The 24,192-nt window shown below is 72.7% G+C and carries 26 protein-coding genes; 8 read left to right on the forward strand and 18 right to left on the reverse strand.

Features of this window, described 5'->3' with window-relative positions; translation table 11 throughout:
• Positions 1-64 precede the first annotated feature (64 nt).
• Positions 65-412 carry a VOC family protein gene (locus ACERZO_RS14660; RefSeq protein ID WP_372665177.1) on the forward strand — a complete coding sequence of 116 codons (348 nt, stop codon included), beginning with the start codon at positions 65-67 and terminating at the stop codon, positions 410-412.
• Here ACERZO_RS14660 and ACERZO_RS14665 read toward each other — a convergent pair.
• Positions 409-1,248, reverse strand: a complete 840-nt coding sequence (locus ACERZO_RS14665) for an oxidoreductase (RefSeq protein ID WP_372665178.1) — start codon at positions 1,246-1,248, stop codon at positions 409-411. The genes ACERZO_RS14660 and ACERZO_RS14665 overlap by 4 nt on opposite strands.
• Positions 1,249-1,345: 97 nt before the next feature.
• Here ACERZO_RS14665 and ACERZO_RS14670 point away from each other — a divergent pair, with 97 nt between their 5' ends.
• The 3 genes from ACERZO_RS14670 to ACERZO_RS14680 all read left to right on the forward strand — a co-directional run bounded on the left by ACERZO_RS14670 (position 1,346) and on the right by ACERZO_RS14680 (position 4,724).
• Entirely contained in the window at positions 1,346-2,248 is a 903-nt protein-coding gene (locus tag ACERZO_RS14670) for a LysR family transcriptional regulator (RefSeq protein WP_372665179.1), read from the forward strand.
• Positions 2,249-2,410: 162 nt separating this feature from the next.
• Positions 2,411-3,595 carry a cytochrome P450 gene (locus ACERZO_RS14675; protein WP_372665180.1) on the forward strand — a complete coding sequence of 395 codons (1,185 nt, stop codon included), beginning with the start codon at positions 2,411-2,413 and terminating at the stop codon, positions 3,593-3,595.
• 49 nt (positions 3,596-3,644) lie between these two features.
• Entirely contained in the window at positions 3,645-4,724 is a 1,080-nt protein-coding gene (locus ACERZO_RS14680; protein WP_372665181.1) for a GDSL-type esterase/lipase family protein, read from the forward strand.
• Between the two features lie 93 nt (positions 4,725-4,817).
• Here the strand turns inward: ACERZO_RS14680 and ACERZO_RS14685 are convergent, their stop codons facing one another.
• The 4 genes from ACERZO_RS14685 to ACERZO_RS14700 are packed head-to-tail and all read right to left on the reverse strand — an operon-like array spanning position 4,818 to position 6,969.
• Complete coding sequence (locus ACERZO_RS14685) at positions 4,818-5,117, reverse strand: hypothetical protein (protein WP_086682453.1); 300 nt, start codon at positions 5,115-5,117, stop codon at positions 4,818-4,820.
• Positions 5,104-5,328 carry a hypothetical protein gene (locus ACERZO_RS14690; protein WP_372665182.1) on the reverse strand — a complete coding sequence of 75 codons (225 nt, stop codon included), beginning with the start codon at positions 5,326-5,328 and terminating at the stop codon, positions 5,104-5,106. The genes ACERZO_RS14685 and ACERZO_RS14690 overlap by 14 nt, the downstream gene beginning before the upstream one ends.
• Before the next feature lie 46 nt (positions 5,329-5,374).
• Entirely contained in the window at positions 5,375-5,830 is a 456-nt protein-coding gene (locus ACERZO_RS14695) for an Lrp/AsnC family transcriptional regulator (protein WP_003092399.1), read from the reverse strand.
• Positions 5,827-6,969: a M24 family metallopeptidase gene (locus ACERZO_RS14700; RefSeq protein ID WP_372665183.1), complete on the reverse strand. Its 1,143-nt coding sequence runs from the start codon at positions 6,967-6,969 to the stop codon at positions 5,827-5,829. The genes ACERZO_RS14695 and ACERZO_RS14700 overlap by 4 nt, the downstream gene beginning before the upstream one ends.
• A 219-nt stretch (positions 6,970-7,188) precedes the next feature.
• Here ACERZO_RS14700 and ACERZO_RS14705 point away from each other — a divergent pair, with 219 nt between their 5' ends.
• Entirely contained in the window at positions 7,189-8,136 is a 948-nt protein-coding gene (locus ACERZO_RS14705; RefSeq protein WP_372665184.1) for a 5'-3' exonuclease, read from the forward strand.
• Here the strand turns inward: ACERZO_RS14705 and ACERZO_RS14710 are convergent.
• From ACERZO_RS14710 to ACERZO_RS14725, 4 genes are all read right to left on the reverse strand, one after another.
• On the reverse strand, positions 8,133-9,350 hold the full coding sequence (locus tag ACERZO_RS14710; protein ID WP_372665185.1) for a GNAT family N-acetyltransferase: 1,218 nt from the start codon (positions 9,348-9,350) through the stop codon (positions 8,133-8,135). The genes ACERZO_RS14705 and ACERZO_RS14710 overlap by 4 nt on opposite strands.
• A gap of 55 nt (positions 9,351-9,405) precedes the next feature.
• A complete protein-coding gene (locus ACERZO_RS14715) occupies positions 9,406-10,608 on the reverse strand; it encodes a GNAT family N-acetyltransferase (protein ID WP_372665186.1) in 1,203 nt (400 codons plus the stop codon).
• A 73-nt stretch (positions 10,609-10,681) separates the two neighbouring features.
• Complete coding sequence (locus tag ACERZO_RS14720; RefSeq protein WP_372665187.1) at positions 10,682-11,455, reverse strand: DUF4333 domain-containing protein; 774 nt, start codon at positions 11,453-11,455, stop codon at positions 10,682-10,684.
• Positions 11,456-11,604: 149 nt separating this feature from the next.
• Positions 11,605-14,382, reverse strand: coding sequence for a DEAD/DEAH box helicase (locus ACERZO_RS14725; protein ID WP_372665188.1), 2,778 nt, complete (start codon positions 14,380-14,382; stop codon positions 11,605-11,607).
• Positions 14,383-14,516: 134 nt separating this feature from the next.
• On the opposite strand from ACERZO_RS14725, the gene ACERZO_RS14730 reads away from it, so the two are divergent.
• Entirely contained in the window at positions 14,517-15,092 is a 576-nt protein-coding gene (locus ACERZO_RS14730; protein WP_372665189.1) for a hypothetical protein, read from the forward strand.
• On the opposite strand, the gene ACERZO_RS14735 is transcribed toward ACERZO_RS14730, so the two are convergent.
• The 7 genes from ACERZO_RS14735 to ACERZO_RS14765 form a co-directional block, all read right to left on the reverse strand.
• A complete protein-coding gene (locus tag ACERZO_RS14735; RefSeq protein ID WP_372665190.1) occupies positions 15,089-15,970 on the reverse strand; it encodes a diacylglycerol/lipid kinase family protein in 882 nt (293 codons plus the stop codon). The two genes, ACERZO_RS14730 and ACERZO_RS14735, sit on opposite strands and share 4 nt — an antisense overlap.
• Positions 15,970-16,944, reverse strand: a complete 975-nt coding sequence (tatC, locus tag ACERZO_RS14740) for a twin-arginine translocase subunit TatC (RefSeq protein WP_372665191.1) — start codon at positions 16,942-16,944, stop codon at positions 15,970-15,972. Before tatC ends, ACERZO_RS14735 begins: the two co-directional genes overlap by 1 nt.
• A gap of 84 nt (positions 16,945-17,028) precedes the next feature.
• Positions 17,029-17,325 carry a Sec-independent protein translocase subunit TatA gene (tatA, locus tag ACERZO_RS14745; protein WP_372665192.1) on the reverse strand — a complete coding sequence of 99 codons (297 nt, stop codon included), beginning with the start codon at positions 17,323-17,325 and terminating at the stop codon, positions 17,029-17,031.
• A gap of 61 nt (positions 17,326-17,386) precedes the next feature.
• Positions 17,387-17,599, reverse strand: a complete 213-nt coding sequence (locus ACERZO_RS14750; protein WP_372665193.1) for a bacteriophage holin — start codon at positions 17,597-17,599, stop codon at positions 17,387-17,389.
• Between the two features lie 10 nt (positions 17,600-17,609).
• A complete protein-coding gene (locus ACERZO_RS14755) occupies positions 17,610-18,590 on the reverse strand; it encodes a helix-turn-helix transcriptional regulator (protein ID WP_372665194.1) in 981 nt (326 codons plus the stop codon).
• The gene (locus tag ACERZO_RS14760) at positions 18,587-19,570 is read right to left on the reverse strand and encodes a helix-turn-helix transcriptional regulator (RefSeq protein WP_372665195.1); all 984 of its coding nucleotides are present in this window, start codon (positions 19,568-19,570) and stop codon (positions 18,587-18,589) included. The genes ACERZO_RS14755 and ACERZO_RS14760 overlap by 4 nt, the downstream gene beginning before the upstream one ends.
• A 10-nt stretch (positions 19,571-19,580) precedes the next feature.
• A complete protein-coding gene (locus ACERZO_RS14765) occupies positions 19,581-20,012 on the reverse strand; it encodes a winged helix-turn-helix transcriptional regulator (protein ID WP_372665196.1) in 432 nt (143 codons plus the stop codon).
• 109 nt (positions 20,013-20,121) lie between these two features.
• On the opposite strand from ACERZO_RS14765, the gene ACERZO_RS14770 reads away from it, so the two are divergent.
• The gene (locus ACERZO_RS14770; RefSeq protein WP_372665197.1) at positions 20,122-21,024 is read left to right on the forward strand and encodes an NADP-dependent oxidoreductase; all 903 of its coding nucleotides are present in this window, start codon (positions 20,122-20,124) and stop codon (positions 21,022-21,024) included.
• A gap of 10 nt (positions 21,025-21,034) precedes the next feature.
• Positions 21,035-21,733, forward strand: a complete 699-nt coding sequence (locus ACERZO_RS14775; RefSeq protein ID WP_372665198.1) for an SDR family oxidoreductase — start codon at positions 21,035-21,037, stop codon at positions 21,731-21,733.
• On the opposite strand, the gene ACERZO_RS14780 is transcribed toward ACERZO_RS14775, so the two are convergent.
• Both ACERZO_RS14780 and pafA read right to left on the reverse strand, forming a co-directional pair.
• The gene (locus ACERZO_RS14780; RefSeq protein WP_372665199.1) at positions 21,730-22,752 is read right to left on the reverse strand and encodes a WD40/YVTN/BNR-like repeat-containing protein; all 1,023 of its coding nucleotides are present in this window, start codon (positions 22,750-22,752) and stop codon (positions 21,730-21,732) included. The two genes, ACERZO_RS14775 and ACERZO_RS14780, sit on opposite strands and share 4 nt — an antisense overlap.
• 63 nt (positions 22,753-22,815) lie before the next feature.
• Entirely contained in the window at positions 22,816-24,174 is a 1,359-nt protein-coding gene (gene pafA / locus ACERZO_RS14785; protein WP_290059133.1) for a Pup--protein ligase, read from the reverse strand.
• Between the last annotated feature and the right edge of the window lie 18 nt (positions 24,175-24,192).

The raw sequence follows: 24,192 nt of genomic DNA on the forward strand, positions 1-24,192 counted from the left end.
CTGGTCACCGGCCCGGCAATAGCGTCATCGCCGTACCGCAGACCACGACTTCAGGAGCACCACGATGAGCACCCAGGGGATCAAGACCGTCCTGCACCCCGTCACCGACCTGGCCGCCGCCAAGGCCGTCTACACCGCCCTGCTCGGCACCGAACCCCAGGCCGACGCGCCCTACTACGTCGGCTACGACGCCGAAGGCCAGCACATCGGCCTCGTCCCCAACGGCGCCCAGCAGGGCATGACCGGCCCGGTCACCTACTGGCACGTCGACGACATCGCCGCGAAGCTCGCCGAAGTGACCGCCGCGGGCGCCAAGGTCAAGGACGAGCCGAAGGACGTCGGCAACGGCCGCCTGGTCGCGACCTTCACCGACGCCGACGGCAACGTCCTCGGCCTCCTGCAGGACGCCTAGTCCAGCGCGGTGGCCCGGCTGACCTCTTCCCAGGCCGCCAGGTCCGCCGCCAGCGTCCGGTGCTGGGCGCGGATCGCCTCCACGGCGTCCGCGCCCAACGCCAGGTGCAGCGGCGCGTCGGGACTGCCCACCGCGCGCACGATCGCCGCGGCCGCCTTCGCCGGGTCGCCCGGCTGCGTGCCGTCCATGGTCTCGACCGCCTCCCGCGTACCCGACGTCGACACGGCGTAGGCGTCGATCGAACGAGAGCGGTGCATGCGCCCGCCCCCGAACTCCGTGCGGAACGCCCCGGGCTCGACGATCAGCACCCGCACCCCGAACGGCGCCACCTCCGCGGCGAGCGCCTCCGAAATCCCCTCCAGCGCGTACTTCGCCGCACTGTAGGCACCGAAACCGGGCATCGACAGCTGCCCACCCATCGAACTGATCTGCACGACCGTCCCGCTGCCCAGCGCCCGCAGGTGCGGCAAAACCGCCTTCGTCACCGCGACCGCACCGAAGAACATCACCTCCAGCAACGCCCGCAGCTCGTCCATCGTCAGCTCCTCCACGGCGCCGACCGAACCATTGCCCGCGTTGTTCACCACGACGTCGATCCCGCCGAACTCCTCGAGCGCCGTCTTCACCGCCGCGTCGACCTGCCCGGCATCGGTCACGTCCAGCGCCGCGGTCCGGACCCGGTCACCACCGCGCTCCCGCAACCCCGCCAAGGTCTCCGGCCGCCGCGCCGTCGCCAGCACCCGGTCCCCCGCCGCCAACGCGGCCAGCGCGATCTCCCGGCCGAACCCGGCCGAGCAGCCGGTGATCAACCACACGCGGCCGTCGGTGTTCGTCATCTTCGCTTTCCTCCCAGTGGATTCCCGCCTCCATCCTGGGGACGCCCACCACCGCACCGCCAACACCGATCCCCTGCCACGGCTACAGTCGGAGCCTGTGACCCCCGAGCTCCGACAGCTGCGCTACTTCGTCGCCGTCGCCGACGAAACCAGCTTCACCCGCGCCGCCGCCGGCCTCCACATCGCCCAGCAATCCCTCTCCCAGCAGATCACCGTCCTCGAACGCGGCCTCGGCGCCCGCCTCTTCCACCGCGACCCCCGCGGCACCCGCCTCACCGCCGCCGGCAAGCTCTTCCTCCCCGAAGCACGCGCGGTCCTGGCCCGCGCCGACGAAGCCGTCACCACCCTCGGCCGCGCACTGCGCGGCGAAATCGGCAGCGTCCGGCTCGCCTTCCTCACCACCACCGCCAACTACCTGCTGCCCCCGATCCTGCGCGCGGTCCGCGAGCGCTACCCCGACCTGACCGTGACGACCGCCGAAGCCCCGATCGCCGAACTCGTCGACGGCCTGCGCGAAGGCCGGTTCGACCTCGCCTTCACCCGCCCGCCCCTGGTCCCCGGCCTCGCCTCCCGCACCCTGCTCACCGAAGAGGTCTGCGCCGTCCTCCCCGCCGACCACCCGCTCGCCGACCGCACGTCCCTGAAACTGGCCGACCTGGCAGCCGAACCGTGGGTGCTCACCCCGCGCGCCAGCTGGGAACCCTGGCACCGCAGCTACGACGACGACTTCGCCGCCGCCGGCTACACCCCGCGGGTCGTCCAGCGCGCCGCCACCGTGCAAGGCCTGCTCGGCCTCGTCGCCGCCGGCGTCGGCGTCACCCGACTCACCCGCTCCTCGCACAGCCTGCGCCGCACCGGCGTCGCCTTCGTCCCCCTCGAGAACGACGTCGCCCGGACCGAACTCGTGTGGGTACCCGGCCACGACAACCCCGCGCTCCCGGTGATCACCGACGTCGCCGTCGAACTGGCCGCGACCACCGACCTGACCGAAGCCGGCTGAATCGTCCCGTTGACAACCGAAGTCGATCACCCAGCCCCTTTCGTTGACGAAAACGATCACCTTTTCTCGTTGCCGACCGACCGATAACCGCCCTAACGTGTTCACCAGCAACGAGCCATTATTTCCGGCCGGCGAAATCGGATTCCGCAAAGGAGCCACGGGATGACCTCGCCCCCAGTCCGCCCCCCATCACTGGAAGACGGCGGAACCGCGCTCTTCCGCTGGGTCGACGAAATGCGCGAGAACACCCCGGTCATCGCGGACGAAGACGACACCTGGCACGTTTTCCGCCACGCCGACGTACGACGCGTTTTCACCGACCACCAAACCTTCTCCTCCGACCCCGGACTGCTGCTGCCCGACACCGCCGAAGCCGTCCGCGGCAACATGGCCGCCGTCGACCCACCCGTGCACCACCGCCTCCGCAAACTGGTCAGCAAAGCCTTCACCCCCAAGGTCGTCGCCGACCTCGAACCCCGGATCGGCACCGCCACCGACACCTTGATCACCGCGATGGCCGACCGCGACGACCCCGACCTCATCCGCGACCTCGCCTACGCCCTCCCCGTCGTCGTCATCGGCGACCTCATCGGCATCCCACCCGAAGACCGCACCCTCTACCGCGGCTGGGCCGACGCCCTCCTCACCGGCGGCGCACCCCGCGAAGACGGCACCTCCCTGACCGAAGTCATGGAGGACTACCTCGCCGACCTGCTCTCCCAACGCCGCCGCCACCCCGAAGACGACCTCTTCAGCGGCCTCGCCCACGCCGAAGTCGACGGAGAACACCTCGCCGACCACGAAGTCCTCAACTTCGCCTCACTGCTGCTCGCCGCCGGCCACATCACCACCACCATGATGCTCGGCAACACCGTCCTCGCCCTGCACGACTTCCCCGACGCCGCCGCCGCGGTCCGCCGCGACCACACCCTCGTCCCCAGCCTCCTCGAAGAAGTCACCCGCCACCGCCCGCCGATCATGCGGCTCCTGCGCATCACCACCACCGACACCGACCTCGGCGGCGTCACCATCCCCGCCCGGTCGATGGTCACCCCCTGGGTCCTCGGCGCCAACCGCGACCCCCGCCACCACCCCCGCCCGGCCGAGTTCGACCCCCGCCCCCGCAAGGAAACCCACCTCGCCTTCGGCGGCGGCGTCCACTTCTGCCTCGGCGCCCCGCTCGCCCGCCTCGAAGGCCGCATCGTCTTCGAACAGCTCCTCGACCGCTTCACCGACATCCGCGTCCGCGACGGCGTCCAGGTCGGCTACCCCTCCCCGATGATCTTCGGCGTCCGCGAACTGCCGGTCGAACTCGTCCCCCGCCGGACCGTCGCCCGCTCGGCGTGATCGGCAACGCACCCCCGGCCCGGCCACCCCATCCGTAGAATCGACGACGATGCGACGTCTCAAGTGGTACTGGGGGGCCCTGGTCCTCGCGTGCGTGGCCCTGCTGGCCGGCTTCTTCGTCTTCTTCGGCTCCGAAAGCCAACCCGGACGCCCCCAGCCCCGCCAAGGCCCGCCCGGCACCGGCCCCCTCACCGTCGTCGCGATGGGCGACAGCACCGTCTCCGGCGAAGGCGCCGGCCAGTACACCCCCGCCACCAACGGCCAGGGCGGCAACTGGTGCCACCGCTCCCCCAACGCCTTCGTCGACAAGATCGCCGTCCCCGGCATCACCGCCCACGTCAACCTCGGCTGCTCCGGCGCCCCCGCCGAACAGGTCGCGCTCGGCGACGTCAAGCAGTGGACCGAACCCTCGCAGGCGCAGCAGCTCGCCGCGCTGGTCAAGGACCACCGCGTCGCCGCCGTCGTGATCGCCGTCGGCGCCAACGACGAACCCAAGTTCTCCAACCAGGTCACCGAATGCTTCAAGGCCTGGTTCAACCCCGGCGGCCCGGCGTGCAGCACCGCGCTCAAGCAGACCTGGCAGTCCAAAGTGGACGCCATGGTGCCGAAGGTCGCCACCGCCGTCTCCGACGTCAAGAAGGTGCTGGCCGCCGCCGGGTACGTGCCCGCGGACTACCAGCTGATCCTGCAGTCCTACGCCGCCCCGATCGGCCCGGACCTGCCGGAGGACCTGCGCAGCCTCAACGGCTGCCCGTTCCGCGTCGAAGACCTGCGCTGGATCTCCCAGACCGGCATCGGCGTCCTGTCGGCGGGTCTCAAGGCAGCCGCCCAGCAGACCGGCGCCCGGTTCCTCGACCTCGCCAAGGCCGGCGCCAAGCACGAAGCGTGCAGCGGCGGCCAGAACCCGGCGACCGAGTGGTTCACGCGCCTGACGCTCCAGCTGGCGGATCTCGGCCAGGCGGACCGGGCCGGCCACGCGCTGCAGGAGTCGTTCCACCCCAACGCGGCCGGCCACACGGCGATCGCCAACTGCATCACCGAGTTCATCGCCGCGCGCGAAGGCAACGCCTCCTGCCTGGCGGGCGCCGACGGCAAGCTCCACCCGGCCCCGGAGGTCGTAGCCCGCTGAGGCCCCGGCCCCTCTTTGCTTGTTGTTGGGTGCCATGCGTGCTTACCGGCGCCATTTTTCTAGGCCCGCCGACCGGTATAGGGCGTTATACACCTAAAGATCGAGGGCGGCTCGCAGGGCGATGTCGATGCGTTCCTGGACGTCCTGGTCGATCTCGGCGAGGCGCTCGTCGAACCACGGCCGGTAGAGCCGGGTGAGGTTGAGCGTCGACACCCAGTAGCGGGCGTCGATCGCCACCCCGAGGATGTCCATCGGGTCGCGTTCGAGGAGTTCCGTGCCGAGCAGCCAGGGGCGCTCGGACTCGTTCACCCCGTCCGAGGACAGCAGCACGACGGTGCGCTGCCGGGCCGGTTCGGTCGGGGGGTGGTACGTCCAGACTTCACCCCTGCGCACGCAGATCCTTCTCCGCCGCGCTGAGCTCGGCCTCGTCCGATTCCGCGACGGCCGGTTCCGGCTTCTGCGGGGTGTAACCCGTGCGAACCGCCTCGCGCCTGGCCGCCTTCGACAGCCAGGACGAGACCGAGATTCCGTGGGCTTTCGCGGCGCGTTCGGCGAATTCCAGCGCGCCGCTGTCCAGCGAAAGAGTGACCTTACGTGTTGCCATACCTTTTACCGTACCAGCGCCCCGGCCACCGGGCGGAGCGCCGGCGTCAGAACGTCGGTGAACGTCCCTCGAACGGCGTAGAGAGCACCACCGTCGTCCGGGTCGACACCTTCGCGGCCTCGCGGATCCGGCGCAGCAGGTCCTCCAGCGCGAGCGGCGACTGGACGCGCACCAGCAGGATGTAGGACTCGTCGCCGGCCACCGAGTAGCAGGACTCGATCTCCTTGATGTGCTGGATCCGCTGCGGGTAGTCGTCCGGCGCGGCCGGGTCGTTCGGCGTCAGCGAGATCAGCGCCGTCAGCGGCAGGCCGATCTGCTCGCCGTCGAGCCGCGCGGTGTAGCCGAGGATGACCCCGCGCTGCTCGAGGCGGCGCACCCGCTGGTGCACCGCCGACACCGACAGCCCGACCCGCTCGGCGAGGTCGGTGAAGCTGCGCCGCCCGTCCGCCGCGAGCTCCTGGACGATCGACTGGTCCAGCGGCTCCAGGCCGCCGGGCGTCATGCGTCCAGCACGACGAGCTCGTGCGGCTGGTTGTTGACGGACTCGACGCCGTCGGAGGTGACGATGACGATGTCCTCGATCCGGGCGCCCCACCGGCCCGGCTGGTAGATGCCCGGCTCGACGCTGAAGGCCATGCCCGGCTCCAGCGGCAGCGCGTTGCCGGCGATGATGTAGGGCTCCTCGTGCACGTCCAGGCCGATGCCGTGGCCGGTGCGGTGGATGAAGTACTCGCCGAACCCGGCCTCGGCGATGACGTCGCGCGCGGCCGCGTCGACGGCCTCCGCGGTCACGCCCGGCTTGACCGCGGCCACCGCGGCCGCCTGGGCGCGCTGCAGCACCGCGTAGGTCTCGGCCACGTCGGCGTCGCGCGGCATGCCGACGGCGTAGGTCCGGGTGGAGTCGGAGTTGTAGCCGGCCGGCAGCGGGCCGCCGATGTCGACGACCACGACGTCACCCCGCTCGATGACGCGGTCGGAGACGTCGTGGTGCGGGCTGGCGCCGTTCGGCCCGGACCCGACGATCACGAAGTCGGCCCGGTCGTGGCCCTCCTCGACGATGGCCGCGGCGATGTCGGCGCCGACCTCGGCCTCGGTGCGGCCGGGGCGCAGCCACTCGTGGACGCGGGCGTGCACCCGGTCGATGGCCGCGCCGGCGTCCCGCAGCGACGCGATCTCGGCGGCGTCCTTGCGCATGCGGAGTTCACGCACGACCGGCCCGGCCAGGGTCTGCTCGGCGGTCCCGAGCGCGGACCGCAGCGCGAGGACGTGCAGGGCCGGGGTGAAGTCGCTGACCGCGACCCGCCCGGGCTTGCCGAGCCGGTCCGCCACGAGCTTGTACGGGTCGTCGCCGTCCACCCAGGTGAGCAGTTCGACGCCGAGCTCGTCGGTCGGGACGTCGGCGTAGCCGGGCGCCTCCAGCTTCGGCACGACGAGCGCGGGCGTGCCGTCGGCCGGCACGACGAGGGTGGTGAGCCGCTCGAACGAGCCGCCGGCCTGGCCGAGGAGGTACCGCAGGTCGGACCCGGGCGCGATCAGCAGAGCATCGGTGTCCGCGGCGGCCGCGGCGGAGCGGGCGCGGTCCAGGCGCGCCCGGAGGGCGGCGGCGTCGGGGGCGGGCGTGTGGAGGGAACGGCGCGACATGAGGGCGAGCCTAGTGGGGCGGGCGGCGCGGCCGGTCGCCGTGGGCCCACGACATGCCGGGCCGGGTGACGCACCTCCCCCACCGGCGCCGCGGCCGCTCCCTCCCCCGCCCGCCGCCTGTCTTGAATGAGTCATTCAGGTCGTGGGAGGTCCTGAATGACTCATTCAAGACACGTGGCGCGCCCCCGCCCGCGGCGCTCGGCGTGGCAGGCTGTGCGGGTGACCGGACCACTTGCCCTGCTCGACTCCGCGAGCCTGTACTTCCGTTCGTTCTTCGCCCTGCCCGACTCCATGCGCGCCGCCGACGGGACGCAGGTCAACGCCGTGCGCGGGTTCGCCGACACGATCGCGCGGATCCTCACCGACCGGCGCCCCGCGCGGCTCGTCTGCTGCCTCGACGCCGACTGGCGGCCGCAGTTCCGCACCGACCTGCTGCCCAGCTACAAGGCGCACCGGGTGGCCGAGGAGACCGGCGGCGGCAGCCCCGACGTCGAAGAGGTCCCCGACACGCTCACCCCGCAGGTCCCGATCATCCTCGACCTCCTCGAGGCCTTCGGCTTCGCCACCGCGGAGGCCGCCGGCTACGAAGCCGACGACGTCATCGGCGCGCTGGCCACCAAGGAGAAGACCGACCCGGTCGAGGTGATCACCGGCGACCGCGACCTCTTCCAGCTCGTCCGCACCGAGCCGACGCCGACGTCGGTCATCTACGTCGGCAAGGGCTGGGCGAAGGCCGAGGTGCTCGGACCGGCCGAGATCGCCGAGCGCTACGGCCTCCCCCGCGAAACCGCCGGGCCCGCCTACGCGGACATGTCGGTGATGCGCGGCGACCCCTCCGACGGCCTGCCCGGCGTCGCCGGGATCGGCGAGAAGACCGCGGCGAAGCTCATCACGCAGTTCGGGTCGCTCGAGGCGCTCCTCGAAGCCTCCGCCGCCAGCGACAACCGCGTCCCCCTCAAGACGCGGCTGCGGCTGTCCGACGCCGCCGGCTACCTCGCCGTCGCACCCACGGTGGTCCGGGTCGCCGTCGACGCGCCGGTGGAGCAGTCCCGCCCGGACACCGTGCCCGCCTCCCCCGCCGACCCGGACCGCGTCGCCGAGCTGGCCGAGCGGTGGAACCTCGGCAACTCGGTCGAACGCCTCCTCAAAGCCTTGCCCGGCGCCTAGAAGTACGTGCCGCACCACGGCGCGGCGATCGTGGTGAACAGCTCGTCGGCACGCGCGGCCGCACCGGGGTGCACGACCTCGACGCGGCCCGCGTGCGCCAGCGCCGTCGCGGTCCACTGCCCGAGGTAGAGCATGCCGAGGGTGTCGACGTCGAGGGCCAGGTCCGCGGCGGCGTCCGTGCGGTGGGCGCCGTCCGGGCCGACCTCGTAGTGCCCGGTGTTGGCCGGCAGCATCCGGTCGCGCACCGCGAGCACCACCGGGTCCGCCGCGCGGTAGGAGCGGGCCGCGAGCGCGGCGGCGACGTCGACCGGCCGCAGCCACAGGTCGTCCTCGACGTCGGCGGTGCGGGCATGACGGTGGTCGGCCAGCATCGGGGCCAGCGGCTCGTCGACCGGGCGGTAGCGGCCGCGGATCCCGGAGGCGAGGTCGACCGACAGCAGGAACCGCCAGAGCGCGGCGTGCGCGGCCGGGTCCACGGCGTTGAGCTCACGGACCTTCAGCACGGCCCCTTCGTCCGGCGACTCCGGCGTGCGGACGTCCACGGTGTCGTAGACGACGTACCCGTCGTCGCCGTCCGGTCCACTGTGGACGGCCACGACGTGGCTGCCGTGCGGGCCCACGAGGCGGTCGTGCGCGATCGGCCACCACACGGCCGGCCGGCCGATCATCCCGGCCCGGTGCAGCCCGATCCGTTCGTACAGCGCGGGAATCTCCCGCACGGCTTCCTCGGGCGTGAGCAGGCGGACGTCCCCGCTCACCGGCACCCGGTCGTGGAGCCGGGCCGCGGGCCGCGGCAGCCACACGGTCTTGCCGAGCGTCGCCGAGCCGTAGCCGAACCGGCCGTAGATGGTGGGCTCGCTCGCGTGCAGGGCGGCCAAGGGGATCCCGCGCGCGGCGAAGTCCTCCAGCTGCGCGGCCATCATCGCGGTGAGCACCCCGCGCCGGGTGCGGTCGGCGCGGACGCCGACGCCGTCGACCGCACCGAGGGCCAGGACACCGCCGCCGGGCACCGCGATCTCCGTGTCGTAGGAACTGGCGATCCCGATCGGGGTGGCACCGTCGAACGCGCCGAACTTGTGCGCGGCGGGCCAGGATTCCCCGTACCGGGACCAGTTCTCGTCGCTGACGCGGTTGGTGTGCAGCGAGCGGCCCAGCAGGTCGAACGTGGCGCGGCGCTCGTCCTCGGCCACGGGGCGGACGTCGAAGTCGGTCATGCCGCCGATCCTGCCGCCCGCCCGCGCCCGCGGCATCTCCATTTCCCCGGCGGCGTCAGAAGTGCGTGCCGCTCCAGGCCGCCACCCGCGTCCCGAACAGCAGGTCGGCCGCCGCCGGGGCGGCCGGGTCCCGGACCTCGATCCGGCCCGCCTCCGCCAGCGCCGACACCCGCCACGACCCGAGGTACACCATCGCGAGGGTGGTGACGTCGAGGCGCAGCGCCGCGGGCTCGCCGGTGCGCTTGGCGCCGTCCGGGGTGATCCGGTAGGTCCCGCTGTTGGCGGGCAGCAGCGGGTCGGTCACCTCGACGACGACCGGCTCGGCGTGCCCGTACGTCCGTGCGGAGAGGGCCTCCGGGACGTCGACCAGGCGGACCCAGTGCTCGTCGCCGATCCGGTCGACCGTGCTCCGGCGGTGGTCGGCGAGGATCAGCTCGATCGGCTCGTCCAGCGGCCGGGCTTCGGCGACGATCGTGTCGACGAGGTCGACGCCCAGCAGGAACCGCCACAGCCCGCCGAACGCGGCCGGCGTGCCCGGGAACAGGTCCACCAGGCGCAGGCTCTTCGTCCACGGGTGCGCCTGCAGGCCGTCGACGAAGTAGGTGGTGAAGCCGTCGGGCCCGTCCGGTCCGTGGTGCACGACCGCCCGGACCGGCTGCGGGTTGCGGCGCGCCTGGCCCTCGTACAGCCGCCACAGCACCTCCGGCCGGGACATCGCCCCGGGCCGCCGCGCCAGGCTCTCGTAGACGCCCGGAAGGACCTCCAGCGCCTCGTCCAGCTCCAGCAGCTGGACTTCGCCGGTCGCCGGCGCACCGGGGTGCAGCCGTGCCCGGTGCCGGTCGACGGTGTAGCTGCGGTACCGGGTGGCCAGGCCGTAGCCGAACCGGCCGTAGATGGGCGCCTCGGACGCGAGCAGGCTCGCGAACACGACCCCGCGCCCGGCGAAGTCCTCGAGCTGCGCGGCCATCATCGCCCGGAGCACGCCCCGGCGGGTCCGGTCGGGCCGCACCGCGACCCCGGTGACCCCCGCCATCGGCCGCCGCGCGCCCCCGGGCACCGTCAGCTCGGCGTCGAACGAGCGGGCCGTGCCGATCAGGTCCGGGTCGAACGCGCCGAGCGTCCCGCCGGGCTGGAACGCGCGGGACGCGCGCTCCCACTCCGCGTCGTCGCTCGGCGGCACGTGCAGGCTCGCGCGGAAGAGGTTGCTCGCCGCGCGGTGTTCGCCGGGGTCCAGCGTCCGGATCTCGAAGTCGCTCATCCCCGGATCATCTCCGGAACCGACGCGATCCGGCCACCGCAATTTCCGCGGTGGCCGGATCGGCGTGGCGAAGCTACTTCGTGGCGGGCGGGGAAACCTCGTAGTTGCCGCCGTCGCCCTTGACCGTGATCGGGATCTGCGTCGGCTTGCCCGCGATGGTCGCGGTGCACTCGAACTTCGCGCCGTCCTCGACCTTCTGCTCGGCCGGGCAGGTCACGGCGGTGACCCCGTCGATCTTGTACGTCTCGGTCAGCAGCTTCTGCACGTCGGTCTGCATCTGCGTGTTGTTGAAGACCTGCGTCTTGAAGAAGCCGGGCGCCACGAAGCCGAGGATGCCGACCACCGCGACGACCACGACCAGCACGATGACGCCGATCAGCAGGCCCTTCTTCGACGACTTCGCCGGCTGCTCGCCCTCCGGCGCGCCCTGGCCGGGGAACTGCTGCTGCTGGCCGTAGTCGTACTGGCCGGGCTGCTGCTGGCCGTACTGCGGCTGCTGCTGGGGCCCGCTCTGCGGGTACGCCCCACCGGGCTGCTGCCCGTACTGCGGCTGGGCCTGCGGGCCGCTCTGCGGGTAACCACCCCCGGGCTGCTGCCCGTAGGGCGGCGGCTGCTGACCCCACTGCGGTTGCTGCGGCGGCGTGTACCCCCCGGGCTGCTGGCCCCACTGCTGCGGTTGCTGGGGCTGCTGCGGCTGGCCCCACTGCTGCTGGTTCGGGTCGTACGAAGGCGGCTGCTGCTGCCCCCACTGCGGCTGCTCCTGCGGGCCGCTCGGCGGGTACGCGCCGCCCGGCTGCTGCCCGTACTGGGGCTGCTGTGGGTCGTTGCCGCCATACGGCGTGCTCATCGTCTGCCTCCGCCTGCTTCGCTCATCTCACTGTCCACCCCGAAACCGCCGTAAAGCCGCGTACGCACGGTGTTGCTGGCGATCCAACCACAGGTCGGAGCCGAGCACACGTGTCCACGCCCCAGGTCGGAGCATGCCTAACACGGAGTTCACGCGGCACCCGCGGCGACGACACCGCGCCGCAGCGCCTTGACCGCGTCGGCGGCCGCCGCGCCCACCGGGTCGCCCTTGCCGAGCACGTCCCGGATCTGGTCGAGCAGGTCGATCACCTGACGCGACCAGCGCACGAAGTCCCCCGCCGACAGCTCCTGCCCGTTGGCCTCGGCCGCGGTGAGCACCTTCTCCAGCGACTCGCCCCGCGCCCAGCGGTAGACCGGCCAGGCGAACCCGGCGTCGGGTTCGCGGGTGCGGTCGAGCCGGTGGCGCCGCTCGTCCTCGGTGAGGTCCACCCACAGCTTCACCGTCTCCTGCCACGCCTCCGGCACCGCACCACCCGGCAGCCGCGGCTCGCCGGCGGTGTCGCGCCGGGCTTCGAAGACCAGCGTCGAGACGACCGCGGCCAGTTCGGCCGGGCCGAGCTTGCGCCAGACGCCGTGCCGGATGCACTCCGCCGCCAGCAGATCGGACTCGCTGTAGAGCCGGGTCAGCCGGCGCCCGTGCTCGGTGACGCGGTCCTCGCCGTCCCCCGCCGACTCCGGTCCCAGATACCCCCGCTCACCCAGCAACGCCAGAATCCGGTCGAACGACCGCGCCAGCGAGTGCGTCGTCGCGGCGACCTTCCGTTCCAGCTGCTGGGTTTCCGCCGCGAGCCGCTGGTACCGCTCGACCCACCGCAGGTTCGCCTCGCGCTCGGCCAGCCCGTGGCACGGGTGCGCCCGCAACGCCCGCCGCAACGCCGCCAGCTCGCCGTCCTCGTTCGCCCCGGACCGCCGCTTCTGCCTCCCCGGCAACGAAATCCCGGCGCCGCGCAACGCCGAGGCGATGTCGCGGCGCGTCTTCGGCGACCGCAGCTCGATGTGCTTGGGCAGCTTGATCCGCCCCAGCGCCTCCACCGGCGCCGGGAAGTCGGCCACCGACAACGGCCCCGACCACCGGTCCTCGGTCACCACCACCGGCCGCGGCTCGCGGATCGGGTCCAGCCCCGGGTCGACGACCACGGCCAGCCCCGCCCGCCGGCCCGCGGGCACCGCGATGACGTCACCCTTGCGCAGCTTCTCCAGCGACTCCGCGGTCCCGGCCCGCCGGGTCGCGGTGTTCTGCCGCGACAACGCCTTTTCCCGCGTCGAGATCTTCGCGCGCAGCTCGACGTATTCGAGCATCTCCTCGAAGTCCCCGGTGATCGCGGCCGCGTACCCCTTCAGGGCCTCCTTGTTCCGCTCGATCCGCCGGGCCGTGCCGACCACCGACCGGTCCGCCTGGAACTGCGCGAACGACTGTTCCAGCAGCTCACGCGCCTCCGCCGCGCCGACCTGCGCGACCAGGTTCACGGCCATGTTGTAGCCGGGCCGGAACGACGACCGCAGCGGGTAGGTCCGTGTCGACGCCAGCCCGGCGACCTGCTTCGGGTCGACCCCCGGCTGCCACGCCACGACGGCGTGCCCCTCGACGTCGATCCCCCGCCGCCCGGCCCGGCCGGTCAGCTGGGTGTACTCCCCCGGAGTCAGGTCGACGTGCGCCTCGCCGTTGTACTTGACCAGCCGCTCCAGCACGACCGTGCGGGCGGGCATGTTGATCCCGAGCGCGAGCGTCTCGGTGGCGAACACGACCTTCACCAGCCCGCGGACGAACAGCTCCTCCACGGTCTCCTTGAACGCCGGCAGCAACCCGGCGTGGTGCCCGGCGATCCCCCGCTCCAGCGCTTCGCGCCACTCCCAGTAGCCCAGCACGCCGAGGTCGCCCTCCGGCAGGTCCGCCGTGCGCTCGTCGATCACCCGGCGGATCTCCTCGACCTCGCCCGGCCCGTTGAGCCGCAGTCCCGACCGCACGCACTGGGCCACCGCCGCGTCGCACCCGGCCCGGGAGAAGATGAACACGATGGCCGGCAGCAGCCCGGCCCGGTCCAGCTGCTCGACGACGTCCACGCGCGACGGCGGCCGGAACCGCGGCATCCGCGGCGGCGCGCCCCGGCGGCCGCGCGGGCCACGGAACCCGGCGGGCGCGTACTGGCGGCCGATCTCCTCGGTCCGGCGCAGCAGGGTCGGGTTGATCCGCAGCTCGGCCCCGGGCAGGTGGGTGTCCTCGCCGGCGAACAGGTCGAGCAGCCGGTTCCCGACCAGCATGTGCTGCCAGAGCGGCACCGGCCGGTGCTCGTCGACGACGACCGTGGTGTCGCCGCGGACCTCGACCAGCCACTCGCCGAACTCCTCGGCGTTGCTGACCGTCGCCGACAGCCCGACCACCCGGACGTGCTCGGGCAGGTGCAGGATCACCTCTTCCCAGACCGCCCCGCGGAACCGGTCGGCGAGGTAGTGGACCTCGTCCATGACGACGTAGCCGAGGTCGGTGATGGTGGAGGACCCGGCGTAGAGCATGTTCCGCAGCACCTCGGTGGTCATCACGACCACCTGGGCGTTGCCGTTGATCGAGGTGTCACCGGTGAGCAGGCCGACCGCGTCGGTGCCGTAGCGGGCGACGAGATCGGCGTACTTCTGGTTCGACAGCGCCTTGATGGGCGTGGTGTAGAAGCACTTGCGCCCTTCGGCGAGCGCCAAGTGCACGGCGAACTCGCCGACGACGGTCTTCCCCGCCCCGGTCGGCGCGCACACGAGCACGCCGTGACCGCCCTCGAGGGCCTCGCACCCGCGGATCTGGAACTGGTCGAACTCGAAGGACGCTTCCGCGGCGAAACGCGTCAGCTGGGGGTACTTCCCACGACGCGAGGAGGCCGCATAGGCCTCGGCCGGGGACGGAGAAGGGCTACTGGCCACCTCCTCAGCGTTTCACATCCCTCCGGGGGTCCGCACGTCGCGTGTGATCACCCGCCGTATAGGTCGTTATACATTTGTCGGAGTCCCCGGAACCGGTTCGCGTCCGGCCGCGTCGGAGCGGCGAAGGAGGCCCGATGACCGAACCGTGTCCGAGCTGCGGGCAGCTGGACCAGGTGCAGCACGTGCCCGCCGTCTACCAGGGCGGGCATGCGTTCTTCCGCGGGCAGGGGCCGGCGGTGGCGGTGCCCGCCGGGGACGGGTTCGTCTACACGAGCAGCCAGGTCAGCGGGGTTTCGGTGTCGGCGGTGGCCCGGTCGCTGGACCCCTTCCCTCCCCCGCGCCGGGGCGGCGGCCTGGTGGCGGCGGTGCTCGCGCTGGCGCTGGTGGGGAGCTGCCTGCTGGCGTTGCCGCTGTCGGCGGTGGACGACCCGCCGCCGGGTGGTGCGGGTGCCGCGGCGCTGGGCTACGCGGCGCTGTCGCTGCCCGCGCTGTGCGTGTACGCCGCCGCGGGCGTGGTGATCTGGCTGTACGTGCGCCGCATCCGGGCGCACCGGCGGCAGCGGCGCGGGGTGCCGGCGGCGCGGCAGGTGTGGGAGCAGGGCTGGTTCTGCCACCGCTGCGGCGGGGTGTACTTCGCCGACGCCGGGCGGCTGCTGACCCCGGCGCACTTCCGGCAGCTGGTGGCGCGGGCCGGCGGCTACGACCGTTAGGCCAGCACCGTCAGCGCGCCCGGGACGCAGCTGACGGTCACCGGCACGGTCCCCTGCGGCTCGCCGTCGGCGTAGGCCGGCCAGCTGTTGCCCGTCAGTGAGACCGACCGGGCGCGCAGCGTCCGGACCGCCGGGTGCGTGAGGTGCTTGCCCGTGCGCAGGCCCGGCAGCATGCGGATCAGGCCGCGGCGGGTCACGTCGCCCACCACGGTCACGTCGAAGACGCCGTCCTCGGGGTCGGCCGTCGGGCAGATCGGGACGCCGCCGCCGTAGAAGCGGGTGTTGCCGACCGCCACCAGCGTCGCGTCGAGCTCCAGGCATTCGGCGCCGGTGTCGACCACCACCGGGCGGGAGCGGAACGCCGCCAGCTCGGCGAGGATCGCGACGTCGTAGCGGCGGGGCCCGGACGGCCAGCGCATCCGGTTGGCGCGTTCGTTGACGCTGGCGTCGAAGCCCGCGCACAGGACCGTCGCGAACCAGGTGTCGCCGATGCGGCCGAGGTCGATGCGCCGCCGGGCGCCGGACTTCAGGGCCGCCACCAGCGCGTCGACCGCGGGCAGCGGCTCGCCGGGGACGCCGAGGGCGCGGGCGAAGTCGTTGCCGGTGCCCGCCGGGACCAGGCCGAGCGCGACGTCGTGGTTCGCGCAGAACTGGACGCCCTGGTGGGCGGCGCCGTCGCCGCCCAGGACGATCAGGACGTCGAGGCCGGCGTCGTGGGAGGTCCGCATCAGCGCGCGGGACTCCTCGACCGTGTTGGCGACCAGCACGTCGAGACGGTCGACGGCGGAGCGCAGCCGGTCGGCGACGGTGTCGGCGATCCGGGCGGCCGCGCCGTGCCCCGAGGCCGGGTGCACGGCGAGGGCGGCGTGGAGCCCCACTACGTGATGTCGTCGGTGCCGGAGGACCGGCCGCCGGACGCGGTCGGGGCGGACGGTTCGTCGTCGATCGAGCTCGGCGTGTAGTTGAACGGCGCCGCTTCGTCGTCGTCGAGCTGGTCCCAGCCCTCGTCCGCGCGTTCCCGGTCCTTCTTGCGGTCGTGGATGCGCGCGATCTGGATGGACAGCTCGAACAGCACCGTCAGCGCGCCGGCCAGGCCGAGCATCGAGAACGGGTCCGAGCCGGGGGTGACGAAGGCGGCGAAGACGAACAGCGCGAACACGATGCCGCGGCGCCACTTCTTCAGCTGCCGGTACTTGACCACGCCGACCCGGTTGAGCATCACCACCAGCAGCGGGAGCTCGAAGCTGATCCCGAAGATGATCAGCAGCGACAGCATGAACGAGATGTACTTGTCCGCGGTCAGCGCGGTGATGAACTCTTCCTGACCGAAGCCCATCAGCAGCTGCAGGGCGTGCGGGAAGAGCAGGTACGCGAGCACCGCGCCGCCGGCGAAGAGCACCGACGCGAACCCGACGAAGGTCAGCGCGTACTTGCGCTCCTTCGAGTACAGGCCGGGCGCGATGAACGCCCAGACCTGGTAGAGCCACAGCGGCGAGAACAGCACGGCACCGGCGGCCAGACCGACCTTCAGCTGGATCATGAAGGCTTCGAACGGCACGGTCTGCAGCAGCTGGCAGCCCTGGAAGCCGTTGAGCCGGCGTTCCGGCGGGATGGCGCAGTACGGGTCCTTGACGATCTCGCCGAGCGACGGGATCGGCCCGGCCTTCGTGCTGAACCAGAAGAACCCGACGATGCCGCCGACGACGACGGCGAGCAGCGCGAAGCCGAGGCGGCGGCGGAACTCGTAGATGTGCTCGATGAGCGTCATCGTGCCGTCGGGGTTCGTGCGACGGCTGCGCTTGCGCCGCTTCGACCGGCGGCTGGTGCCGTTTCCGGAGGCGGGTTCCGCCACGGGGTGTTCCGTTCTCGTCGGAGTCCGGCGGAGCGCGCCGGGCCGGCGCGCTCCGTGGACCAGGGACCGGGTGTGGCCCAGCCGTCAGCTGGCGTTCTTCTGCGGCTGGTCGGCCGCCTGCTGCTTCTTCAGCTCGTCGAGCTGCCGCTGCAGGTCCGCGACCTGCTGGTCGGTCGCGGCGGCGGGGGCCGCCGGGGCGGGCGTGGCCGGGATCTGCTTCGTCTCGACCGGCTCGGCGTCCTCGTGCGAGGAGCTCTTGTCGCCCGCGAGGTCCTTGGTCTCGGCCTTGAAGATCTTCATGGACTTGCCGATCGACCGCGCCGCATCGGGAAGCCGCTTGGCCCCGAACAGCAGCACGACGAGCAGCACCAAGATGATCAAATGCCATCCTTGCAATCCGTTGGCGAACAAGATGGCCTCCTATCTGCGTCTGGTAGGGATGTTACTGGTTTTCCGGTTTCCGGCGGCGCTCCGCGAAGGCGACGCGCAGCGCGGCCGACCGCGCGCGGAGCAATCCGGCCCGGTCCTGGGTGTTCGCAGCCACCATGCTTGCGGTCCGCCGGAAACCACGCAAGACCTTGACGGTCCGCACCAGCAGGACCACGAGCAACAGCAGGCCGAGCGCGGCGAGCACGACGGTGGGCAGGTACGGCACGTCGATCACCCTAGTGGTCGCAGGTTGACGGAAGGTGACGGGCTCGGGCCACCGCGTCGGCCGCCCGGCGTCCGACGTCCGACGCGAGGTCGGCCGGGCTTTCGACCAGCGCTTCTCCGCCCAGGCCCAGCACGAGGCGCACCATCCAGGACTGGTCGGCGTAGCGCATCCGGATCCGCAGCCGGCCGCCGTCGAGCTCGTCGAGCTCCTCGCACGGGTAGTACTCGGCTACCCAGCGTGCGTCCGGGTCGAGGACGAGCACCGCCTCCCGTTGGTCGGGACGCTCGCGGAAGACGCCTTCGGAAATGTCGGTCGGGTGCGCGTGCGCGGGCGGCCGCGAGGGCTCGTCGAGGATCGTCAGGTCGTCGATCCGGTCGAGGCGGAACAGCCGGACGCCCTCGGCGCGGCGGCACCAGGCCTCGAGGTAGCCGACGGCCTGGACGATCAGCAGCCGCATCGGGTCGACCGTGCGCTCGGTGATCTGGTCCTTGGACGCGGTGTAGTAGCGCATCCGCACCGCCCGCCGGTCCTGCAGCGCCCGGGCGACCTCTTCCCGGGTCCGCGCGGTCTTCTTGCCTTCACGCACCCCGCCGCCGACGACCACCCCGGCCGGCTGGGCCTGCCCGGCGGCGGCCTCGATCTTCGCGATCGAGCGGCGGACGGCGTCGCCGTCGACCACGCCCGGGGTTTCGGCCAGCGCCCGCAGCGCGACCAGCAGCGCGGTCGCCTCGCCGCCGGTGAGCCGCAGCGGGCGGTTCATGCCGGCGTCGTGGGTGACGACGATCGTGTCGCCCTCGAAGGACAGGTCGATCAGGTCGCCGGGCCCGTACCCGGGCAGCCCGCACATCCACAGCAGCTCGAGATCCTTGCGCAGCTGCTTGGGCGTGACGTCGAAGTCCTGGGCCGCGTCGTCGATGCGGACGCCGGGACGCGCCAGCAGGTACGGGACGAGCGCGAGCAGCCTCGGCATCCGGTCGGTCGACCCGCTCACCGGCCGCTCCCCTGCCGGGCCACGACGGCTTCGAGCCGGTCCTGGACGGTCTTGGCGAGCACGTCGGGTTCGAGCACGACGACGTCCGGGCCCTGCGCGGTGATCCAGTCGGCCGCCGACTCGGGGAAGTAGAGCCCGATCTCGACGAGGTCGCCCTCTTCGCCGTCGATCGTGGACCGGCCGATGACGGTGCCGCGGCGCCGGACCCCGGCGGCGCGGCCGTCGGCGACCCACAGCCGCGCGGTGGTCACCGGCGCCGGTTCGGACTCCCCCGTCACCGACACGAGCTTGAGCAGGTTGACGCCCTCGGGGCGCTGCACCTCGCCGGGCTTGCCGACGGTCCGGACCTGGCCGGTGACGCGGGAGAGGCGGAAGCAGCGGGTGGCGCCGCGGTCGCGGTCGTGCCCGACGACGTACCAGCGCGCCCGCCACGACACCACGCCCCACGGTTCGAGGGTGCGCATGATGCGTTCGGGCGAGCCGCTGCGGCGGTACTCGAAACGGACGGCCTGGCCGTTCTGCACCGCGGCCAGCAGCGGCCCGAACGCCGGTTCGGCGCGCACCCGCGGCTCGACGACGGTGGGTGCCTGGTCGTCGACCTCCAGGCCGGCGGCGCGCAGCTTCACGAGGGCGCCCTGCGCCTGCCCGGTCAGCTCCGGCGAGTCCCACAGCCGGGACGCGAGCGCGACGGCGGCGGCTTCGTCGGGGGCGAGGTCGATCTCGCCGAGTTCGTAGTCGCGGCGGGCGATGCGGTAGCCCTCGATGGCGTCGAAAGCGGAGTTCCGGCCGGTCTCCAGGGGAATCCCGAGCTCGCGCAGCTCGGTCTTGTCCCGCTCGAACATCCGGAAGTAGGCGTCGTCGCTGGCCGCGTCGCCGTACCCGGGCACGATGCCGCGGATCCGCTCGGCAGTGAGGTACTGCCGGGTGGACAGGAGGGCCAGTACCAGATTGACCAGCCGTTCGGCGCGTGCGGTGGACACCCGGTAGAGCCTAGCCCGCGCCGCCCGGCCCGATCGTGAGGTCCGGGGTGCGCGCGTCGTAATCGGTCCGGGCGGCGGCCACGGCGTCGAAGTTCGCCTCGGCCCAGTCCTTGAACCCGGCCATCAGCGCGCGGAGGCTTTCCCCCAGCGGCGTAAGGGAATAGTCGACGCGGACGGGCACGCACGGGGTCACCTCGCGGCGGACGAGCCCGTCGCGTTCGAGCACCCGCAGGGTCTGGGTGAGCATCTTCTGGCTGACCCCGGCGATCCGCCGCGAAAGGTCGCTGTAGCGCTGCGGCCCGTCACCGAGCGCGACGAGGATCAGGCTGACCCACTTGCCGGCGATCTCGTCGAGCAGCTTCCGGGTGGGGCAGGCGGCCAGATAGGCGTCGTAGGCGGCCTTTTCGGCTTGGCGCCGCTGTTCCGCCGTGCGCGTGGGCACCGGGCGAACCTCCTGGTACGTGGGGAACCTGCGGGTGCGTACTTCCCGATGGAGAGTAGCTCCCCATAGGTTCGCGAGGGAAGGTTTCCGGGCGGTGGAGGAGTGTTCGATGCGCGCGATCGTGGTCCGGCGGTTCGGGGGTCCCGAGGTGCTGGAGGCGGTGGAGGTGCCGGAGCCGGAGCCCGGCCCGGGCCAGGTGCGGATCCGGGTGGCGGCGGCCGCGGTGAACCCGGTGGATCTGGCGACCCGGGCGGGGGCGCTGACGGCGGCGGGGGTGATCCCGGGGCGGGCGGTGCTCGGGCTGGGGTGGGATGTGGCCGGCGTCGTCGAGGCCGGCGACGGGTTCCGGGCCGGCGACGCGGTCATCGGGCTGCGCGACCGGATCGCCGCTCCGCTGGGCGCTTACGCCGAGCAGATCATCCTCGACTCCTCCGCCGTCGCCCTCGCGCCCGTCGGTCTCTCCCCCGTCGAAGCCGCCACCCTCCCCCTCAACGCCCTCACCGCCGCCCAGGCGCTCGACCTGGTCGAAACCGACGGGACCGTCCTCGTCACCGGTGCGGCGGGCGCGGTCGGCGGATACGCCGTCGCGCTGGCCCACCACCGGAAACTCCGGGTGGTCGCCGTCGCGTCCGAGACCGACGAAGCCCTCGTCCGTGGCTTCGGTGCCGACGAATTCCTTCCCCGCGGCCCCGAGCTGGGCGACCGGGTCCGCGCACTCGTGCCGGGTGGCGTCGATGCCGCCCTCGACACCGCGCTCCTCGGCCTCGACGCGCTCGACGCGGTCCGCGGCGGTGGCGAGTTCGTCGCCTTCGCCGCCGGAGCCGCGCCGATCCCCCTGCGCGGGATCCGCGTGCGGCACGTCTGGATCCGCGCCGACGGCGCTCGGCTGGCCGAACTGGCCGGCGTCCTGCTCCCCCGCGTCGCCGGCGTCCTGCCGCTGGCGCGCGCCGCCGAAGCCCACGAACGGCTGGCCGCGGGCGGGCTGCGCGGCCGGCTCGTGCTGATTCCCTAGCCTGGACCCCATGGATGATCGCGTTCTTCTCATCACCGGTGCCTCGCGCGGCCTCGGCGCCGCGACCGCGCGCCTCGCCGCCGCCTCCGGGTTCAAGGTCGCTCTCGTGGCTCGCAAGACCGAGTCCGTCACCTCCCTCGCCGCCGAGCTCGGCGAGGACAACGCACTCGCGCTCGGCGCCGACGTCGGCGACTGGCCGAGCATCTCCGGTGCCGTCGAACGGGCCGTCGAGCGGTTCGGACGGCTCGACGCGGCCTTCGCCAACGCCGGGATCGGCGTCGGGACCTCGTTCTTCGGCGACGACGACCCCGACCCGCGGGCGTGGGAGGAGATGGTCCGCACGAACGTCCTCGGCGCGGCCTACACCGCCCGGGCCGCCCTGCCCGCGCTGCGGGAGTCGGCCGGGCACCTGCTGATCACCGGCTCGGTCGCCGGCCGCTACATCCGCAAGGCGAGCCTGTACTCGGTGACCAAGTGGGCGGTGACCGGGATGGCCGGCGCGATCCGCGAGGAGGCCGTCGGCACCGGCGTGCGCGTCACGCTCATCAACCCCGGCATGACCGACACCGACATCCTCAGCGACGAGCAGCGCAAGAAGCCCAACCTGCACGCGGACGACATCGCCCGCGCGGCGCTCTACGCGCTGTCGCAGCCGCCGTCGGTCGACGTCAACGAGATCATGGTCCGGCCCACCGGTCAGGTGCTCTAGCGGAGCCGGGCGACGCGGCCCTGAGCGCCGCTCGCCCAGCAGCTCGTCCCGGCGCAGTCGACGCTGTCGAAGCTGCCGGCGTCGAACGACGTCCAGTGCCGGCCGCCGTCCGGGCTGTAGTCGCTGCCGCCCGGACCGACGGCGAGGAGCGTCCCGCCGCGCCAGGCCACGCCGGAGCGGTACCCGGCCGGGTACTGCTCCGGCGTGCGCCAGGTCCGGCCGGCGTCGCCGGTCAGCGCGACGGCCGGGCCGGGCGCCGTCGGGTTCGCGAAGTCGCCGCCGATCGCGACGCCGTGGCGCGGGTTCCGGAACGCCAGGGCGAACACGCCGGCGGACGGGCTGCTCGGCAACGGCGTGTCCGAGACGCTCCAGTGGCGCCCGCCGTCGCCGGAGTGCAGGACACGCGCGGTCGTGCCGCCGCCGGTCGCGAGCCACGCGTCGAGGGGTCCTGCCGTCGTGATGCATTGCCCGCTGGCCGCGAAGCCCGCTTCGCCGGGCAGTGCGGGCGGGAAGCCGCTGTCGGGGACCGGCCGCCAGCTGCGGCCGCCGTCGAAGGTGGCCTGGACGCGGAACCGCCCGTCGACCGGGTCGCTCATCGCGAGCCCGCGCCACGGGTCGAAGAAGGCGAGGCAGTCGTAGAACGCCGCCGCGTCGGTGTTCTGGAACGTCTGACGCCAGTGCGCGCCGCCGTCGTCGGTCCGGTAGACGCGGGAGTCCGTGCCGGGCCCGATCGACAGGACCACGGCGTGGTCGGCGTCGAAGGCCTCGATGTCCCGGAACTGGAGCGCCTCGGTCCCGGGCGGCCCGACGGACTTCCAGGTGGCCCCGCCGTCGGTGGTGCGCAGGACGGTGCCCTGCGTGCCGCTGACCCACGCCACCCGCGCGCTGACGGCGGAGAGGCCGCGGAACTGGGCGGTGACACCGGTCGGCTTGAGCTCCCACGTCGGCGGGCGCTCACCTGCCGACGCCGGAGCCGCGAGCGAGACCAGCAGAGCGCAGACGAGCAGCACGACACGCATGCGGGAGATCCTGCCGCACCCGCCCGGCGACTTTCGTAGGGAACACCGGGCGGGCGCGGCGGGCTAGAGCGAGCTGATCAGGCGTTCCACGCGCTCGTCGACCGAGCGGAACGGGTCCTTGCACAGGACCGTGCGCTGGGCCTGGTCGTTCAGCTTCAGGTGCACCCAGTCGACCGTGAAGTCGCGGCCCGCGGCCTGGGCGGCGGCGATGAAGTCGCCGCGCAGCTTCGCGCGGGTCGTCTGGGGCGGGGTGTCCTTCGCGGCCTCGATCTCGCCGTCGTCGGTGACCCGGCGGACCAGGCCCTTGCGCTGGAGCAGGTCGAAGATGCCCCGGCCGCGACGGATGTCGTGGTAGGCCAGATCGAGCTGCGCGATGCGCGGGCTGGAGAGGTCCAGGTCGTGCTTGTGCCGGTAACGCTCGACCAGCCGGTGCTTGATCGCCCAGTCGATCTCGGTGTCGATCTTGCCGAAGTCCTGCTGCTCGACCGCGTCCAGCGCCCGGCCCCACAGCTCGACGACGCGCTCGTTCGCCGGGGTCGTGCCGTTTTCCTTGAGGTGCTGGACGGCGCGGGCGTGGTACTCGCGCTGGATGTCCAGCGCCGAGGCCTCGCGGCCGCCGGCCAGGCGCACCTGGCGGCGGCCGGTGAGGTCGTGGCTGATCTCGCGGATCGCCCGGATCGGGTTGTCCAGGGTGAAGTCGCGGAACTGGACGCCGGCCTCGATCATCTCGAGCACCAGGTTCGCCGAGCCGACCTTGAGCATGGTCGTCGGCTCGGCCATGTTCGAGTCGCCCACGATGACGTGCAGGCGCCGGTAGCGCTCGGCGTCGGCGTGGGGCTCGTCGCGGGTGTTGATGATGGGCCGTGAGCGCGTGGTCGCGCTCGAGACGCCCTCCCAGATGTGTTCCGCACGCTGGGAGAGGCAGTAGACCGCCCCGCGCGGCGTCTGCAGCACCTTGCCGGCGCCGCAGATGAGCTGCCGGGTCACCAGGAACGGCAGCAGCACGTCCGCGATGCGGGAGAACTCACCCGCGCGGGTCACCAGGTAGTTCTCGTGGCAGCCGTAGGAGTTGCCCGCGCTGTCGGTGTTGTTCTTGAAGAGGAAGATGTCGCCGCCGATGCCCTCGTCGGCGAGCCGCCGTTCGGCGTCGACCAGCAGGTCCTCGAGGATCCGCTCCCCGGCCTTGTCGTGCGTGACCAGCTGGACCAGGTCGTCGCACTCGGCCGTCGCGTACTCGGGGTGCGAGCCGACGTCCAGGTAGAGCCGGGAGCCGTTCGACAGGAAGACGTTCGATGAGCGTCCCCAGGACACGACCCGCCGGAAGAGGTAGCGCGCCACCTCGTCGGGCGAGAGCCTGCGCTGTCCGTGGAAGGTGCACGTGACCCCGAACTCGGTCTCGATGCCAAAGATCCGCCGCTGCATCCCACCAGAGTAGGCGCT

This window comes from Amycolatopsis kentuckyensis (genome assembly GCF_041679295.1).
Taxonomy (GTDB): Bacteria; Actinomycetota; Actinomycetes; order Mycobacteriales; family Pseudonocardiaceae; genus Amycolatopsis; species Amycolatopsis kentuckyensis_A.

What these genes read in the sequence shown, in the direction of transcription:
- ACERZO_RS14690 (WP_372665182.1), bottom strand. Translation starts at nt 5,328, where the DNA reads ATGGCAACACGTAAGGTCACTCTTTCGCTGGACAGCGGCGCGCTGGAA.
- ACERZO_RS14695 (WP_003092399.1), bottom strand. Translation starts at nt 5,830, where the DNA reads ATGACGCCCGGCGGCCTGGAGCCGCTGGACCAGTCGATCGTCCAGGAG.
- ACERZO_RS14720 (WP_372665187.1), bottom strand. Translation starts at nt 11,455, where the DNA reads ATGAGCACGCCGTATGGCGGCAACGACCCACAGCAGCCCCAGTACGGG.
- ACERZO_RS14780 (WP_372665199.1), bottom strand. Translation starts at nt 22,752, where the DNA reads ATGCGTGTCGTGCTGCTCGTCTGCGCTCTGCTGGTCTCGCTCGCGGCT.
- ACERZO_RS14775 (WP_372665198.1), top strand. Translation starts at nt 21,035, where the DNA reads ATGGATGATCGCGTTCTTCTCATCACCGGTGCCTCGCGCGGCCTCGGC.
- ACERZO_RS14665 (WP_372665178.1), bottom strand. Translation starts at nt 1,248, where the DNA reads ATGACGAACACCGACGGCCGCGTGTGGTTGATCACCGGCTGCTCGGCC.
- ACERZO_RS14700 (WP_372665183.1), bottom strand. Translation starts at nt 6,969, where the DNA reads ATGTCGCGCCGTTCCCTCCACACGCCCGCCCCCGACGCCGCCGCCCTC.
- ACERZO_RS14770 (WP_372665197.1), top strand. Translation starts at nt 20,122, where the DNA reads ATGCGCGCGATCGTGGTCCGGCGGTTCGGGGGTCCCGAGGTGCTGGAG.
- ACERZO_RS14675 (WP_372665180.1), top strand. Translation starts at nt 2,411, where the DNA reads ATGACCTCGCCCCCAGTCCGCCCCCCATCACTGGAAGACGGCGGAACC.
- pafA (WP_290059133.1), bottom strand. Translation starts at nt 24,174, where the DNA reads ATGCAGCGGCGGATCTTTGGCATCGAGACCGAGTTCGGGGTCACGTGC.
- ACERZO_RS14730 (WP_372665189.1), top strand. Translation starts at nt 14,517, where the DNA reads ATGACCGAACCGTGTCCGAGCTGCGGGCAGCTGGACCAGGTGCAGCAC.
- ACERZO_RS14680 (WP_372665181.1), top strand. Translation starts at nt 3,645, where the DNA reads ATGCGACGTCTCAAGTGGTACTGGGGGGCCCTGGTCCTCGCGTGCGTG.
- ACERZO_RS14660 (WP_372665177.1), top strand. Translation starts at nt 65, where the DNA reads ATGAGCACCCAGGGGATCAAGACCGTCCTGCACCCCGTCACCGACCTG.
- ACERZO_RS14710 (WP_372665185.1), bottom strand. Translation starts at nt 9,350, where the DNA reads ATGACCGACTTCGACGTCCGCCCCGTGGCCGAGGACGAGCGCCGCGCC.
- ACERZO_RS14715 (WP_372665186.1), bottom strand. Translation starts at nt 10,608, where the DNA reads ATGAGCGACTTCGAGATCCGGACGCTGGACCCCGGCGAACACCGCGCG.